Source organism: Peribacillus sp. N1 (genome assembly GCF_054600815.1).
Genome location: NZ_BAAHZO010000006.1, coordinates 36,115 through 51,715 on the forward strand (window position 1 = coordinate 36,115; position 15,601 = coordinate 51,715).

The 15,601-nt window shown below is 41.1% G+C and carries 15 protein-coding genes; 1 reads left to right on the forward strand and 14 read right to left on the reverse strand.

Annotated features, from left to right (window positions below; genetic code table 11):
- Positions 1 to 51 precede the first annotated feature (51 nt).
- The 14 genes from recA to ACYP5M_RS21000 all read right to left on the reverse strand — a co-directional run bounded on the left by recA (position 52) and on the right by ACYP5M_RS21000 (position 14,968).
- Positions 52 to 1,098 carry a recombinase RecA gene (gene recA, locus ACYP5M_RS20935; protein WP_101224704.1) on the reverse strand — a complete coding sequence of 349 codons (1,047 nt, stop codon included), beginning with the start codon at positions 1,096 to 1,098 and terminating at the stop codon, positions 52 to 54.
- Positions 1,099 to 1,445: 347 nt separating this feature from the next.
- A complete protein-coding gene (locus ACYP5M_RS20940) occupies positions 1,446 to 2,678 on the reverse strand; it encodes a competence/damage-inducible protein A (protein WP_101224703.1) in 1,233 nt (410 codons plus the stop codon).
- 23 nt (positions 2,679 to 2,701) lie between these two features.
- Positions 2,702 to 3,286: a CDP-diacylglycerol--glycerol-3-phosphate 3-phosphatidyltransferase gene (gene pgsA, locus ACYP5M_RS20945; RefSeq protein WP_034313524.1), complete on the reverse strand. Its 585-nt coding sequence runs from the start codon at positions 3,284 to 3,286 to the stop codon at positions 2,702 to 2,704.
- 164 nt (positions 3,287 to 3,450) lie between these two features.
- Positions 3,451 to 4,356: a helix-turn-helix domain-containing protein gene (locus tag ACYP5M_RS20950; protein WP_232782996.1), complete on the reverse strand. Its 906-nt coding sequence runs from the start codon at positions 4,354 to 4,356 to the stop codon at positions 3,451 to 3,453.
- A gap of 8 nt (positions 4,357 to 4,364) precedes the next feature.
- Complete coding sequence (locus tag ACYP5M_RS20955) at positions 4,365 to 5,156, reverse strand: DUF3388 domain-containing protein (RefSeq protein WP_034313530.1); 792 nt, start codon at positions 5,154 to 5,156, stop codon at positions 4,365 to 4,367.
- Between the two features lie 240 nt (positions 5,157 to 5,396).
- Positions 5,397 to 5,654, reverse strand: coding sequence for a DUF3243 domain-containing protein (locus tag ACYP5M_RS20960; RefSeq protein WP_101224701.1), 258 nt, complete (start codon positions 5,652 to 5,654; stop codon positions 5,397 to 5,399).
- A gap of 80 nt (positions 5,655 to 5,734) precedes the next feature.
- Positions 5,735 to 6,460 (reverse strand): elongation factor P 5-aminopentanone reductase, encoded by a 726-nt coding sequence (ymfI, locus tag ACYP5M_RS20965; protein WP_459735491.1) that lies wholly within the window; start codon positions 6,458 to 6,460, stop codon positions 5,735 to 5,737.
- Between the two features lie 18 nt (positions 6,461 to 6,478).
- Positions 6,479 to 7,765 (reverse strand): EF-P 5-aminopentanol modification-associated protein YfmH, encoded by a 1,287-nt coding sequence (gene yfmH, locus ACYP5M_RS20970; RefSeq protein WP_434169096.1) that lies wholly within the window; start codon positions 7,763 to 7,765, stop codon positions 6,479 to 6,481.
- Positions 7,765 to 9,045, reverse strand: a complete 1,281-nt coding sequence (gene yfmF, locus ACYP5M_RS20975) for an EF-P 5-aminopentanol modification-associated protein YfmF (protein WP_434169095.1) — start codon at positions 9,043 to 9,045, stop codon at positions 7,765 to 7,767. Before yfmF ends, yfmH begins: the two co-directional genes overlap by 1 nt.
- 211 nt (positions 9,046 to 9,256) lie before the next feature.
- Positions 9,257 to 10,216, reverse strand: a complete 960-nt coding sequence (locus ACYP5M_RS20980) for an ABC transporter permease (RefSeq protein WP_094246576.1) — start codon at positions 10,214 to 10,216, stop codon at positions 9,257 to 9,259.
- Entirely contained in the window at positions 10,217 to 11,260 is a 1,044-nt protein-coding gene (locus ACYP5M_RS20985) for an ABC transporter permease (RefSeq protein ID WP_101224696.1), read from the reverse strand.
- Positions 11,253 to 12,788 carry an ABC transporter ATP-binding protein gene (locus ACYP5M_RS20990; RefSeq protein ID WP_101224695.1) on the reverse strand — a complete coding sequence of 512 codons (1,536 nt, stop codon included), beginning with the start codon at positions 12,786 to 12,788 and terminating at the stop codon, positions 11,253 to 11,255. Before ACYP5M_RS20990 ends, ACYP5M_RS20985 begins: the two co-directional genes overlap by 8 nt.
- 204 nt (positions 12,789 to 12,992) lie before the next feature.
- A complete protein-coding gene (locus ACYP5M_RS20995) occupies positions 12,993 to 14,081 on the reverse strand; it encodes a BMP family lipoprotein (RefSeq protein WP_095678836.1) in 1,089 nt (362 codons plus the stop codon).
- 161 nt (positions 14,082 to 14,242) lie between these two features.
- A complete protein-coding gene (locus ACYP5M_RS21000; protein WP_101224693.1) occupies positions 14,243 to 14,968 on the reverse strand; it encodes a GntR family transcriptional regulator in 726 nt (241 codons plus the stop codon).
- Between the two features lie 304 nt (positions 14,969 to 15,272).
- Between ACYP5M_RS21000 and ACYP5M_RS21005 the strand changes: the two genes are divergently transcribed.
- Positions 15,273 to 15,572 (forward strand): DUF6509 family protein, encoded by a 300-nt coding sequence (locus ACYP5M_RS21005; protein ID WP_434169094.1) that lies wholly within the window; start codon positions 15,273 to 15,275, stop codon positions 15,570 to 15,572.
- The last annotated feature ends 29 nt before the right edge of the window (positions 15,573 to 15,601 follow it).

Here is a 15,601-nt window from a genome sequence, read left to right on the forward strand (position 1 = left end):
AATATATAGAAAAGGCCTAAGCGAACAAGCTTAGGCCTTTTCCAAATACCATTAATCAAGCAATTCAAAATGCTCTTCTGGTTCATTTTCTTCTGGCGGTAATTCATGCTCTCCATCGAGATTATAGTGATCTCTGATTTTCTGAGAAATTTCCTGAGCGATATCCTGATTTTCTTTCAAGAACAGCTTCGCATTTTCGCGGCCTTGTCCAACACGCTCTTCATTGTATGAATACCACGAGCCGCTTTTAAGGACGATATCAAGATCTGCACCCATATCGATGATTTCACCTTCCTGGGAAATCCCTTGACCATACATGATGTCAACTTCTGCTTGACGGAATGGTGGAGCAACCTTGTTTTTTACAACTTTGATTTTCGTTTTATTACCGACGATTTCATTACCCTGTTTTAATTGTTCCGCACGGCGCACTTCCAGACGAACAGTTGAATAGAACTTCAATGCCCGGCCTCCTGGAGTCGTTTCTGGATTCCCAAACATAACACCGATTTTTTCACGGACTTGGTTAATGAAAATGGCAATGGTATTTGATTTATTAATGGCACCAGACAGTTTTCTAAGCGCCTGGGACATCATCCGCGCTTGAAGACCCATATGGGAATCTCCCATTTCGCCTTCGATTTCAGCTTTAGGAACAAGTGCTGCCACCGAATCAATGACAATGATATCTACAGCTCCACTTCGAACTAATGCTTCAGCGATCTCCAAGGCCTGTTCACCCGTATCAGGCTGTGAAAGCAGTAAATCATCTATATTTACACCAAGTTTTTCTGAATATGCTGGATCTAAAGCATGCTCTGCATCAATGAATGCAGCCGTGCCGCCAGTCTTTTGTACTTCTGCAATAGCATGTAATGCAACAGTCGTTTTACCTGAGCTTTCAGGTCCATATATCTCAATGACCCGGCCTCTTGGATATCCGCCCACTCCCAATGCTACGTCCAATGCTAAAGAACCGCTTGAAATCGTTGAAATCCTACGATCAGACTGTTCCCCAAGTTTCATAATAGAACCTTTACCAAATTGTTTTTCAATTTGTTTTAACGCCATATCTAAAGCCGCTTGACGATCACTCACTCAATTTCCTCCTCTATATTCAAATAATCGGCTGTCCGATTAAAGGTGTACTTACGTTAGCAATTATTCGAGATCAAGGTTTGCATCCTGTCTCAAAACCTATCTTTACTATATACTCTTTTTACAATTTTGCCAAGCAAAAAGTCGAACATTCATTCGTTTTTTTCTTTCGGGGCATTCTCTGTAAAAAAGCGTTTTATCTTAAGGAAATCTCCATTTCCTTTCACTTGCTCCCTAAAAAAAACATTTTCATTGAATTAACTTTTTTCTTTTTTTCCCTATTTTTCAAGAAACAAACTTCTAAAACCAAATAAAAAGCAGAGCTGTAAAAAGCTCTGCTTTTAGCGTTATAAATCCCTTAATAGGTAATGACAGCCGTACTTCACACTCCGAATCCGGTTTTGCGCCCTGCTTCCGGAAAGATTCAACTCCTTGAAATGAGTGTTTCCATCCCGATAGGAAATGCCAATGAATACTGTCCCTACAGGCTTGCCTTCTTGTTCATCCGGACCTGCAACACCCGTGAAGCTTATGCCTACATCCGCATCGAGCTTGCTCCGGACATTAGAGGCCATTTCCATTGCACACTCACCGCTGACCACCCCATGCTCAGATATGGTATCATCGCTGACGCCAAGGACGTTCGACTTCGCATCATTCGTATAGCAGACAATTCCGCCTTTGAAGACTTTACCCGCGCCCGGTATGGTTGTCAGCTGTTCTTGGAACATCCCACCGGTCAAGCTTTCAGCTGCAGCAATTGAAAGCTTGCGGACCGTTAATTCTTTTACAAGTTCCTTTATTAGCGAAGTATTATCACTTCCATAGTGGAACTTACCGACCCTGCTAAGAATTTCTTTTTCCGCTTCTAAAATAAGCTCTTCGCATTTTTCTTTAGAAGAGTCTTTAGCGGTGATCCTTAACGTCACTTCCCCTTCGGCTGCCAGCGGAGCAATTGTCGGATTCGTTTGATTGACAAGAAGATCTTCAATCACCGTTTCCAGTTCGGCTTCACCTATACCGTAGAACCGAAGAACCTTGGAATCGATCCGTTCATGCTTTTCCAGTTTATTCATGATCTTTTCATAACCATAACTTAAAAACATCGGCTCCATTTCACTTGGCGGACCAGGGAGAAGCATATATGTAATCCCAGATTTGGACAAGACCATTCCCGGTGCCATGCCATGATCGTTTGCCAACACTTCACTGCCTTCTAAGACAAGGGCCTGTTTTTTGTTGTTTTCCGTCATCGGCCGTTCCCGTTTTTGGAAGTAAGCTTCAATGGAATGCAAAGCTTCATCATTAAAAACGAGCTTTTTCCCTATATGGCGAGCAATCGTTTCTTTCGTTAAATCATCTTTGGTAGGACCGAGTCCACCGGTAAAGACAATCAAGTTCGCCCTAGATTCAGCGATTTCTATAGCTTGTTGTAAACGGCGATCGTTATCCCCGACCACAGTATGGTAAAAAACGTTGATCCCCATTTCCGCAAACTGCTGCGATAAGAACCTTCCATTAGTGTTATTGATTTGTCCTAAAAGAAGCTCTGAGCCCACTGCAATGATTTCTGCATCCATCTTTTCAAAACCACCATTCGTTTTTACTTTGAATTAACAAATACTTCTTTGTTTTTTATAAAATAATCCAAGCCTGACCAGATTGTAAAGATTAATGCAATCCACAATGCGATATTGGCAAATGGAAGTGAAATTAAGGCAAATGGGAGGTTATGCAGCAATAAAGCCGAAATAGAAACAATTTGTGCCCATGTTTTTATTTTACCAAGCTGGTTCGCTGCAACCACTTCCCCTGTACCCGCTAGCACCAAACGCAATCCGGTGACTGCAAACTCGCGACTTATGATCACGATGGCGATCCATGATTGACCGTACATTAAATCTAGATCAACCAAAACGATTAAGGCAGCCGAAACCAGAAGCTTATCAGCCAGTGGATCTAAAAATTTCCCTAAATCAGTAATCATATTATATTTTCTGGCAAAATGGCCATCGATCCAATCCGTAGTGGAAGCGATAATAAAGAGGATGGCTCCAGCTAAGTGCGCCACTGGCAAACTGTATTCTCCCCAAGTCAGCGTCCCCCATGAAAAAGGAACGAGCATGATGATTAAAAATACTGGTATTAAACAGATTCTTGCTACTGTAATCTTATTAGGCAGATTCAAAACTTTTACCTCCAAAATTTACGCCTGCCATTCGGGCCTGCGTCTTAGATCTAAAATACGCTTTTATGTATAATTTAACTCAAAATCCAATCTTATATGCCGGGTAATCCATTTCCCCGTCGCCTTACCATTAAATAGAGCAAAAATAGTCATCTATAAGATGACTATTCGGCTTTCGTAAATTGTATCGTAACCAATTGCGTATTCACTTCAGTCGGTGAAATGGAATACTCCAGCTTCTCATCATTCACATAAATCTCAGTTTCATATGCTCTGCCTATATTGATGACAGCTTCTTTTTCATTGGTGAAATCAATTTCCTGGCTTTTGTCCTTGTCGATAGTGCCCTGGAATAGTAATTTACCTTCACCATTTTTTATGCCGACCCATGGCGAGCCTTTTGAGGTCACCTTTAATTTAAAGGTATCGGTATTTTTTAATTCATACGTACTATTTTTACCGCTGGAACTTGTGACGGCAAGTTTTTGCTCTTTCTTTTCATCTTTGACAACTGCATCATCTTCATTCTTCTCATCAGATGACTCAGATTTTTCTTCCTGTTTTTTGTCTGCATTCTCTTTTTCTTCGTTAAACCCATCACTTTTATTGTAGCCCACAGCTTCATTCTCTTTAGCGTTCTTTTTATCATCATTATCAGGGTTACTCATATAATTCGATACCAGTACCCATATCAAAACGGCCGCACCAATTACTAAAACGACAGCCAGGATCTTCGGTAACATTTCAACAACCTTTGAATCTCCTGCCGGTATAGTTTTCCGGGATTGGACCCTTGAAAGCTGTTCTGGCAATTCCTCGCTATAGACTGATGGCACTTCACTTTTATATTGTTCGAAAATCTCTTCTGAGTCCAGTCCGACCGCTTCACAATATTGCTTTATGAATGCCCGTACATAGAACTTTCCAGGCATCATACTGTAATTTCCCTCTTCAATGCCTATAAGGTAACGCTTTTGGATCTTCGTTAATTCCTGCAAATCTTCTAAGCTAAGGCCTTTGGCTTCCCTAGCTTCCTTTAATCGATTACCTAACTCAGTCAAATAAAACACCTGCCATTTTAAAAGTCAAAGGAACCAAAATCGGACCCTGAAAACTGGTCTTTTTGGTCGACAACTTCATATGTTATTTCTTCTTCAGGATTGTTTCGCAATTCAATAATATAATCAAAGTCTTCGAGGGTATACTCTGTATTTTGGACAAAAACATCCGGATGTTCGATTACTTTGACAGCATCAAGCCTCATTATTTCTCGAATCAACTGCCAATGACGCTCATTTGCACGGCGAGTGGAAACAATTCCATCTAAAATGAACAAATTATCATTATTATATTCATCCTCAATAAGCTGACTGCGGATAGTCTGCTTTAAAAGGGTCGATGACACAAACAACCATCTCTTATTAGCACATACACTCGAGGCTACGATGGATTCAGTTTTCCCGACACGAGGCATCCCTCGTATCCCGATCAATTTATGCCCTTCCTGTTTAAACAGCTCGGCCAGGAAATCGACAAGCAAGCCCAGTTCATCACGGACAAACCTAAAGGTGTTTTTCTCATCGGCATCGCGCTGAATATAACGTCCATGCCTGACTGCGAGGCGATCACGCAATTTAGGTTCCCTCAGCTTAATGACCTTTATCGTATCCATCGTACGGAGAATTGACTCGAATCTTTCTATATTACGGCTGTCTTTCGCCAACAAAAGTAAACCACGCCTGCCTTCATCGACCCCGTTAATGGTGATGATATTAATGGAAAGCATCCCCAGAAGGGATGAAATATCCCCTAATAAACCAGGACGGTTGACTTGGATTTCATATTCAAAATACCATTCTTTATTATCCACGATAACACTCCTTAAGCCTAAAAGCTTTTACCCTACTCAGGGGCAAAAAACTTATCCATCGTAAATTTCAAGGTCTGAACACTTTATATTAATTGTCTAGCTTCTATAATATAGCATTTCTTGATAAGTTAAAAGGAAAAACCCTAGAAAAATATTCATTTTTATATAAGAGGATAAATAATCATCCACTTAAATCCAAAAGGCCCTGTTATTTAATAACAGGGCCTTTGGAGGGATATTTTACTTCGTTCCATTGTTCTCGACTAACTTGACCATGACACTTGCCATAGCGTGTTTTTCTTGATCGCTTGCAACTGACCAAAGATCAGCAAGCACTTTCTCTTGATCATTCTGGGGCTCAACCTGATTAGCCAGGTAATCACCGATTTCGAAAGCCAAGTTGTTAACAGCGCCTTCTGACAAGCCTTGTTGTTCACCTTGATGTAATCTGTCGCCTAAAAAGTTTTTCCATTGATCCCAATTGTCCAGTACAGACATGAATGGTCACCCTTTCCTTCAAAATAGTACATAGATATTTTGTGAAGGAACCGAGGAAATTATACATGTCTTTAAAAAAATCATGTGTACCATCCGCCATTTACGCCTAAAATTTGCCCGGTTATATAGGATGACTTGTCGGAAAGCAAATAGTATACGGCCTCCGCGACTTCTTTGGAATGCCCCATCCTGCCCATCGGGATATCTCCTTTGATGATCTCCAGATCTTCTGCACTGAAAGATTCGAGCATGGAAGTGGAAATCGCTCCGGGGGCAACGGCATTCACCCGGATTCCATTAAGTGAGACTTCTTTGCTAAGCGCCTTGATAAAAGCATTTTGACTGCCCTTGACCATTGAATATAATACTTCACAGGATGCACCTGTCTGCCCCCAAATCGATGTGACCGCAACGATGGCAGCCTGTTCTTGGTACATAAGCTTTGGAAGCAGTTCCTTTGTTAATTGGAAAGGGCTCGTTACATGCAGCTGCACCATTTCATTAACGATTTTCTCATCCATGTCAGATATTAGCCCATAATAGCTATTGCCACTATTGAGGACGATTGCATGGAGGGCAAAGATATTTTCCACCAATTTCCTGTATCCATCCGGTGCAGCCAAATCCGCTTGAATCGGAATAAGTTCGACTTGATGGGGCTTCAGTTCTTCAATCAATTCAAGTATCGCTTCTTCATTGCTGTTATAATGTAAATAAAGTGAATAATTTTCCTCGGCGAGCTTTATAGCTATTTCCCGGCCGATTCCTCCACTGGCTCCAGTAATAAGGGCAAAACGTTTCCCCACATTCGAGCCCCCTTTATATTATTTAGGAAGTACCTGACAGACTGTCATCCGTTCATCGGATATTAAGTCCTTGGCGACCTCCCTGATATCTTCGATCGTTAGTTTTTCCAATACTGATACAACATCGAACAAGTTCATATCATTGAATGCATATCTGGTGAATTGATTTGCTATATATTCCGGCGAATTCAGAGAACGAAGGAAAGAACCGATTTTTTTCTTGATTGTCCTTTGCAGGCTTTCTTCATTCAGGCCGGTTCCGGCTTTTGATTTTTGCAGGATACCAAATAAAGACTCCGTCAACTCATCAGGTTTAGCACTATCCCCGCCAATTAACGCAAATCCAAAACCTTGTTCCTGTGTATAATCATATGAGAAGCTTTGATCGATCAACCCTTCCTCATATAGCTCCTCATGCAAAGGTGAACTTTTGCCGAACAGCATTTCCAGATAAATATTGGTTGCCAATTCCCTTTTCAAAAGCTGCGAACCGGATTGATTGACATTGGTCGCCTTGATTCCCAGCATAACTTTTGGTGTCTGGACATTCATTCTTAAGACTTCCTTGTCCTTGGCAACAATTTCAGGCTCTTGGTCAAACTTACGTTCCACCTCAGGTTGTTCGTTGTATCCTTTATTATTTTGATTATCCCGGATCAGCTTCATGGTGCTTTCGACATCAACCGGTCCTACAACAAATAGGAGCATGTTGCTAGGATGATAAAACGTATTATAACATTCGTAAAGCATATCCTTCGTAATATCTGCAATGGATTCCACAGTACCGGCAATATCGATTTTCACGGGATGCTGATGATACATATTGGCTATCGTTCCAAAATATAATCGCCAGTCCGAATTATCATCATACATATTGATTTCCTGCCCAATGATTCCTTTTTCCTTCTCTACCGTCTTTTCCGAAAAATAAGGATCCTGGACAAAGTCGATTAAGGTAGTAAGATTCCTACCGAAGTCGGACGTACTGGAAAATAAATAAGCTGTACGAGTGAAAGAAGTAAAGGCATTTGCAGATGCTCCCTGCTTTGAAAATTGCTGAAAAACATCTCCATCTTCCTTTTCAAAAAGCTTATGTTCAAGAAAATGGGCAATTCCATCAGGTACTTTAGTGAATTCCGTTTCATTCAAAGGTTTGAAATGGTTGTCAATCGAACCATAATTCGTCGTGAAAGTGGCAAATGATTTATTGAAGCCACTTTTCGGAAGAATATACACTTCAAGGCCATTATCCATTTTTTCATGGAAAAGTTCTTCTTTCAATTGAGTGAATGCTATTTTTTCCATTACCCTTGCACCTCCTCTTCCGTTAGGAAATAAATCGTATCAAGCTGAATCTTTTGACCAACTGCAATGATTTCTTCCTTTGTCGTCCGCTCTGTGTTTGCAAACCACTCGTCGAGTGATATATCCTGCCCGGAAACCACATTATGATATAAAATTTCCACAAGCCCTCTCGAAACGTCAATGGTTTCAAGTAGTTGATTCTTAACGACCGCCTTTGTCTGTGCGAGCTCTTCTTCGGAAAAATTCCCTTGCTTCATTTCCTTCATTTGTGCATGAATGATATCCAATGCCTGCTTGTAGTTGGCATTTTCAATGCCGGCCATGACCATCAATAGACCTTTATGACTTTCGAGCCTCGAAGCTGCATAATAAGCAAGGCTGGCTTTCTCCCGGACATTGATGAAAAGTTTTGAATGTGAAAAGCCACCAAAAATCCCATTGAAAAGCTGAAGTGCATAATAATCCGGATCACCGTAGTCAACTTGGGTTCGATAACCGATATTCAATTTCCCTTGCTTCACATCCGAATTCTCAATGATTTCTTTTTCCTTCTCCACTACCTTGCCCGTCTTCCCGGGCAGTCTCACAGGCACTCGTTCTTGCAATGAAACATACTTGTCAGCCAGAGCCTGCACTTCCGATTCATCGATGTCACCGATTACATATAAATCGATTTCATCCTCCGCCAGCACTTTATTGTAATAAGAGAAAAGGGACTCAGGAGTTATCGTTTCCAAGTCTTGTAGATTACCGCTCGCTTCTAAAGCATATGGTTCGTTTTTGCACATTTCCTCTACAAGGCGTATAGCTGAATATCGCATTTTGTCATCGGAAATGGATTGAATCCGCTGTTTTAAAGAACGGATTTCATTGGAAACCGTTTTAGAGTCAAAGGCCTCGCCATTCTTCTTCGGATTAAAGATCACCTCTGATAATAACCCAAAAGCCTTTTCGAGAAGCGGGGTTGAATCACTAAGAAATTTTTCATTGACGATATCGATAGTAAAACTTATGATTTGATATTCGCCTTTTTTAGCTACATCGACATAAAACCCTGCTCCATATAAATCATCAAGATAAGATCGAAGCTCGGGTGTTGTAGGATATTTACTTGTATTGCTTTGTAACACATATGGCAGCAATGCACGATATGTAACGTCCTCTTTTGTCAACGGGGCTTTCATCTTCAGCACGAGAGTATTCGTTTTATATTTATCCGTCCGGACCACATGAAGCTTGTAGCCGCTTTTTTCCGTAATTGTATCGGAAGCAATAGACATGAATAATCCTCCTCATTTTATAAATCACCTTTATTAGCTTATTGTTTGTAGATTGGAACCCTTTTAAACATCTACTTAAAATATACATGTGAAAGGAAAAATCATGCAAGTTACAGCTACTTTTTTTGGTTTTTCACCAGCTCACCATCACTTACGGCTCAACCTCGAAAGAAAAAAACCGGCCAGCATAGTTTGCTGACCGGTTATAACCTTATCTTTTTCCTTTGATATATGGCTGTCCGGATGCTTTAGGAGCATCTGCACGACCAATGAAACCAGTTAATGCAATGATAGTCAGAACATAAGGAGCGATCAATAGGTAAACCGAAGGAATATCCTTGAAGAAGGGAAGGCTCGAGCCAACGATACTTAAACTTTGAGCCAAACCAAAGAATAACGCTGCACCCATTGCCCCGATCGGGTGCCATTTACCAAAAATCATTGCGGCAATGGCCATGAAACCTTGTCCATTAATTGTCGCATGATTGAATTCATTCGAAAAGATGGTAGCATATATCGCTCCGCCGATACCTCCAAAAGCACCTGATAATAAAACGGCGGCATATCGGATTTTCGTAACATTGACACCCATCGTATCAGCTGCCATCGGATGCTCACCCACTGCACGGATCCTTAACCCGAATGGTGTTTTATACAGTACATACCAGACGACAAAGGAAATAAGGATCGCTATATATACGATATAATATCCATTTGCGAAAAAGATGGGTCCTATAAATGGGATATCACTTAGTAAAGGAACATCAATCCTTGGGAATGTTTCCGTGATTCTATCAGTTTGACCTTTGTCAAAAATCAGCTTCACCAAAAACATGGTCAGACCTACTGCCAACAAGTTGATGGCTACCCCACTAACCGTTTGGTCCGCCCTGAAGGTAATGCATGCCACAGCGTGCAGAATGGAAAACAGCAAGCCGGCAATCATTGCCGCTAGCACAGCAAGCCAAGGAGTCCATTCCCCAAAAACATCAGCAAACATTAAGTTAAAAACGATCCCTGTAAAGGCACCGATGACCATCAATCCTTCTAAACCGATGTTTATGACACCTGCCCGTTCAGAAAACACTCCTCCGAGTGAAGTAAAAATAAGTGGTGCAGCTAGAGCAATCATAGATGGAATAATAATTTGTAATACTTGGTAAAAATCCACTTATTTCACCCCTTTCTTAAATCGAGCGGCAATCCAACGAATAAAATAACTGGATGCGACGAAGAAAATGATCAAAGCTATGACAATATCTACAATTTCACTAGGTATGCCGGTTTCTAGCGGCATATTTAACGCCCCTGCTTTCAGTCCCCCAAATAATAAGGCTGCCAGCACTACACCAATAGCCGTATTCGCTCCTAGTAAGGCTACTGCAATCCCATCAAAGCCCATACCTGTGAACCCGCCTTTGACTGCGGCATAACCAAAAGTTCCAAGGCCTTCCATCGCACCCGCAAGCCCTGCAAACGCACCTGAAATAACCATCGAAAGTATGATGTTCTTATTTACACTCATTCCTGCATATTCGGAAGCGTGCTGATTGAAACCTACCGCTTTCAGTTCAAAGCCGGTTTTTGTCCTTTCAAGAAGGAACCACATGATGATCACGCAAATAATCGCTACCACTATTCCCCAATGCATCCGGGAAAAATCCGTAATGCTTTCAAAAAAAGGAGACCTCAATGATGCTGTATCAGCAACTCTTTCTGTTTTATCCAGCTTGTCAGTCATTACATTCCGAATTAAATAATTCGTCACATATAATGCTGTATAATTCAACATGATCGAAACGATTACTTCATGTACACGGAACTTAGCTTTTAGATAACCAGGGATAAATGCCCACAGGGCACCAGCAGCTGCACCAGCTAATATGGCAAACGGCAAATGGATGATCCTTGGTAGGTCAAAAGCGATTCCGACCCAAACTGCCGCCAGCCAGCCTACAATTAATTGCCCCTCTACACCGATATTGAATAGGCCCGTACGGAAAGCAAAAGCCACTGCCAAACCAGCAAGGATATAAGGAATGATTGTCCTGACGGATTCCCCTACATAATAAGAATCCCCAATAATTCCATTTATCATGGAGCCATAGCCGGCAACAGGGTCATAGCCGCTTACTAACATGATTATGGCCCCAACGACTAAGCCGAGGATAACTGCTATTAACGGACTCGTTAATTTAGATAAATACTTAGACATTTTGTTTTCCCCCTGCTTCCGTCCGTTTACTGCCAGCCATAAGAAGGCCAAGCTCCTGTTCAGTCGTTTCTTTCGGATCGACTATTGCGACGATTTCCCCTTCGTATATAACGGCAATTCTATCGCTCACATTCATGATTTCTTCTAATTCAAATGATATGAGGAGTACCGCTTTTCCTGCATCTCGCTGTTCAATCAGACGTTTATGGATAAACTCGATCGCCCCTACATCAAGGCCGCGTGTCGGCTGTGCGGCAATCAATAAATCCGGGTTCCTATCAACTTCCCGGCCGATGATCGCTTTTTGCTGATTCCCTCCAGAAAGCGCCCTTGCCGGGGTATATTCACTCGGAGTGCGAACATCGTAACTTTTGATCAGTGAACGGGCCTTTTCAAATATTTTCTTTGAGTTCAAGATACCAGCTTTTGAAAAAGGCTTTTGATAATAGGTTTGCAAGACAATATTTTCCCCAATGCTGTAATCGAGAACCAAACCATGCTTATGTCTGTCTTCTGGAATATGTCCGACACCTGCTTCAGTGATTTTACGCGGCTTCAAATTCCTGATTTCTTTTCCATTTAGCTTTATCGAACCTGCGGTTGTCTTCCTTAGGCCAGCCAATGCTTCAATTAGTTCGGATTGTCCATTTCCATCAACACCGGCAATACCGACAATTTCTCCTGCACGGACAGTTAAATCCAAGTTCCGAACAGCTGAAACGCCCCGGGAATCCTTGACTTCCAGTTCCCGGACCTCGAGAACTACATCCGAAGGAATAGCTGCCGTTTTTTCCGTCTTGAACAGAACTTCCCTACCGACCATTAAGCTGGCCAATTCGTTAGGATTCGTTTCGTTGACATTCACTGTACCAATTCCTTGGCCTTTGCGTATTACCGTTACCCGGTCACAAACCTCCATGATTTCCTTAAGTTTGTGTGTAATTAAAATGATGGATTTCCCCTCTTTGATAAGGGCTTTCATAATATAAATCAATTCCTTGATTTCTTGAGGAGTCAATACAGCTGTCGGCTCATCAAAAATCAATATCTCCGCACCACGGTATAGCGTTTTAAGAATCTCGACACGCTGCTGCATCCCTATTGAAATATCGGCAATTTTCGCATAGGGGTCAACACGAAGCTGATATTGTTCCGATAGTTTCCTAACTTCCTCGCTCGCTTCTTTTAAATCGATTTTACCCGCTTTTGATGGTTCTTTTCCTAAAATGATATTTTCTGTTACTGTAAAGGGGTCTACGAGCATAAAATGCTGATGGACCATCCCAATCCCTAAATCATTGGCAATGTTAGGACTGGTAATCTTGACTGGCTTGCCGTTCACACGGATTTCTCCCTGTTCAGGCTGGTATAAGCCGAATAAAACATTCATCAATGTGGATTTGCCCGCGCCATTTTCACCTAATAATGCGTGAATCTCCCCTTTTTTAACCTGAAGGGTAACGTTATCATTTGCGACGATGCCGGGGAATTCCTTACGGATATTAAGCATCTCAATTACATATTCCACGTATTATCAACTCCTAAAATGAGTGTAAATATTCTTAAAATCATTTAATTGCATCTACTAGCTTATTGATTTTTTTAAAAAAACCAAATGAAAAACTACGATTCTATCATAGTTTTTCATTCGATATTTTTCAGTTGCAAAGACCAATTGGGAAAAGAAAGAATAGAGGGCAATTCGCCTCCCTATTCTTTCTGGCATTAGAGATTATAAATCAAGTTTTTTGAATTCTTCATCCGTTCCCGGAACTACGAATTCACCTGATTTAATTTTTTCTGTCCACTCTTCGACCGCTTTTAAAGATTCTTCTGTTACGTTATCTTTTGTATCGGAAATGCCTACACCATTTTCTTCGATACCGTACTCAATTACTTTTCCGCCTGGGAAGTTTCCTTCTTTCGCTTTCTCGGAAAGGTCTTTAACTGCCACGTCAACACGTTTTAGCATGGAAGTAAGTGTGATGTTGTCGTCAGTTCCAGGAACTGCCCCTAATTTAGCTTGGTCGCTATCTACACCGATAACATAGATTTCCCTCTTAGGATCTTTTTGCTTTTGCTCGACTGCTTCAGTGAATACACCTTTTCCAGTTCCGCCAGCAGCATGATAAATGATATCGATGCCTGAAGAATACATGGAGCCTGCTGTGGATTTACCGATATCAGCTTTATTGAAATCTCCGGCATATTTAACTTCAACTTTCGCATCCGGATTTACAGATAAAACCCCAGCCTTAAAGCCAACTTCGAATTTCTTGATTAATTCAGATTCAACTCCGCCGATAAAACCGACCTTGTTTGTTTTCGTTTGCAGACCGGCAATTACACCTACAAGGAATGAACCTTGCTGCTCTTTAAAATTGATGCTGGCTACATTCTTTTTATCTACAACTGTATCCACGATGGCAAAGTTTGAATCCGGACGTTGGTCGGCCACTTCACCAACAGCTTCGGCTAAAAGAAAACCGATACCATAGATTAGTTGGTAATCTTCACGTACAAGCGTATTCAGGTTTTTAGCGTAATCTGCATCAGATTTAGATTGCAGGTAGTTGTAGCCATCCTTACCTTTTTCCAGACCATTATCCTTACCGAATTCCTGAATGCCCTTCCAAGCGGATTGGTTGAACGACTCGTCATCCACGCCGCCAGTATCAGTTACCATTGCAACAGTGAAGTTATCTTTGTTTTTCCCATTTGAAGATTCTTTATCATCATTCTCTGAGTTACCACATGCTCCCAGTAGCGTACCGGCTGCAAGAACAAGTGAAAGAGCTAGTCCTAATTTGCGCTTTTTCAATTTTTATCCCCCTAGTTTTACATAGTTTTTTGAGCAGGAATGTTCTGAAAAGTCATTCATGTTTGCGTTTTCACTTCTCGTTAATTTTTTTTGCATCCGCTTGATCGACTTTTTCGGAACCGAAACAAACGCTTGCATTCACCCGTATGCAGAGTTAAGACCTACACACGTTTACGAAGAACATGAAAGCTGAACATATTGGCTTTAAAGTAGTTTACAGAATACAGGATAGGCTGGTCCCAATCATCCAGATGCATCTGCTTTAGAACGAGTAGTGCGGCTTCTGGCGAGCATTTAAGGATAGGAGAAACTTTCTCATGATATCCAATAGGCTCAATCTCTGCTACGGCATGCGTAATTTTTCGATGCGCATCTCTTTCCAAAATATCTAAAAGAGACTCATCATTACGGTCAAAATTTTCTGATAGTATAGATTCAGGAATTTTGTCAATACAGTAGACAACTGGCTCCCCATTCGCAGTCCTTACTCGTTCGATGATGACGATGCGTTCATCTGTCGAACACGAAAACCTGCGTATATCCTCTTCTGTAGGTTCTTGGGCCGTCGAGCTTAAGAAAATCGTACCCGGTTTCATTCCTGCCTCTTCAATCATGTTCGTGACACTTTTTAATTGCTCGATACCTGAAGTGAACCGAGGTTTCGGATTGACGAAAGTCCCAACTCCATGGCGGCGAATGATGATGTTTTCTTCTTCTAAAATTCGCAGCGCTTCTCGAAGTGTCGCCCTACTAACTCCCAATTTTTTTGCAAGATCGAATTCTGAAGGGAATTTTTCATTTTCCTGATAGACTCCAGCTTCAATATCCTGCTTCAGGTAATCAATGACCTGCAAATATAAATGTCGACTATCTGATTTTATTGACATACAGTTTCCCCCAGCTAATTTCTTAAGACATCAGACCTCTGATGTTGAATCATTCCTACTAATCGAAAATAATATAACATTTTTTTTGACATAAATAAATAGTGTTTTACTATTTACTTTAAAAGAATTTAGGAGAAATTACCCTTCCCTGTGTCTTTTAATCTAGAAAAAGCCCCGGAATTTGTACGATTATTCTCCTAAATCAGATAAATATTTTTTGAAAATGCAAAATGAATGCAGCTCTGTTCAAGATGCTGTTTTCCTGTATAATAGGATTTATCTTCTTTGAAGGGATGTACACAAGATGTTAAAGATTACAGAATACACGATCGAAAAATTGAATGATCCATTTGGTATTTTGTCCGGGGAACGTTACGAGTTGTTCTTGGATATTGAAGTGCCTGAAGAGGATGAGCTCTTTTCAGAAAATGGTTTATATATCCGGGTGCTTTTTGCAGCGGAAGAGCAAATGGGAAAATTGATTAAATATGATATTTTTGAAAAAGGTAATGAGGGCGCACTCGAATTCGATTTAGAAGAAGATGAAGAAGCGATGATTACCGACTTCTGCCTTAAACATTTAGACGAGGCGATGAATAATTAAAAAACCGGGCTGCTGCCCGGTTTTTTTAC

Bases quoted from the DNA above. Each gene is read 5' to 3' on its own strand.
- ACYP5M_RS20960 (WP_101224701.1), bottom strand. From the start codon at position 5,654: ATGTCTGTACTGGACAATTGGGATCAATGGAAAAACTTTTTAGGCGAC.
- yfmF (WP_434169095.1), bottom strand. From the start codon at position 9,045: ATGTCTATTGCTTCCGATACAATTACGGAAAAAAGCGGCTACAAGCTT.
- ACYP5M_RS20940 (WP_101224703.1), bottom strand. From the start codon at position 2,678: ATGGATGCAGAAATCATTGCAGTGGGCTCAGAGCTTCTTTTAGGACAA.
- ACYP5M_RS21005 (WP_434169094.1), top strand. From the start codon at position 15,273: ATGTTAAAGATTACAGAATACACGATCGAAAAATTGAATGATCCATTT.
- yfmH (WP_434169096.1), bottom strand. From the start codon at position 7,765: ATGGAAAAAATAGCATTCACTCAATTGAAAGAAGAACTTTTCCATGAA.
- ACYP5M_RS21000 (WP_101224693.1), bottom strand. From the start codon at position 14,968: ATGTCAATAAAATCAGATAGTCGACATTTATATTTGCAGGTCATTGAT.
- ACYP5M_RS20985 (WP_101224696.1), bottom strand. From the start codon at position 11,260: ATGTCTAAGTATTTATCTAAATTAACGAGTCCGTTAATAGCAGTTATC.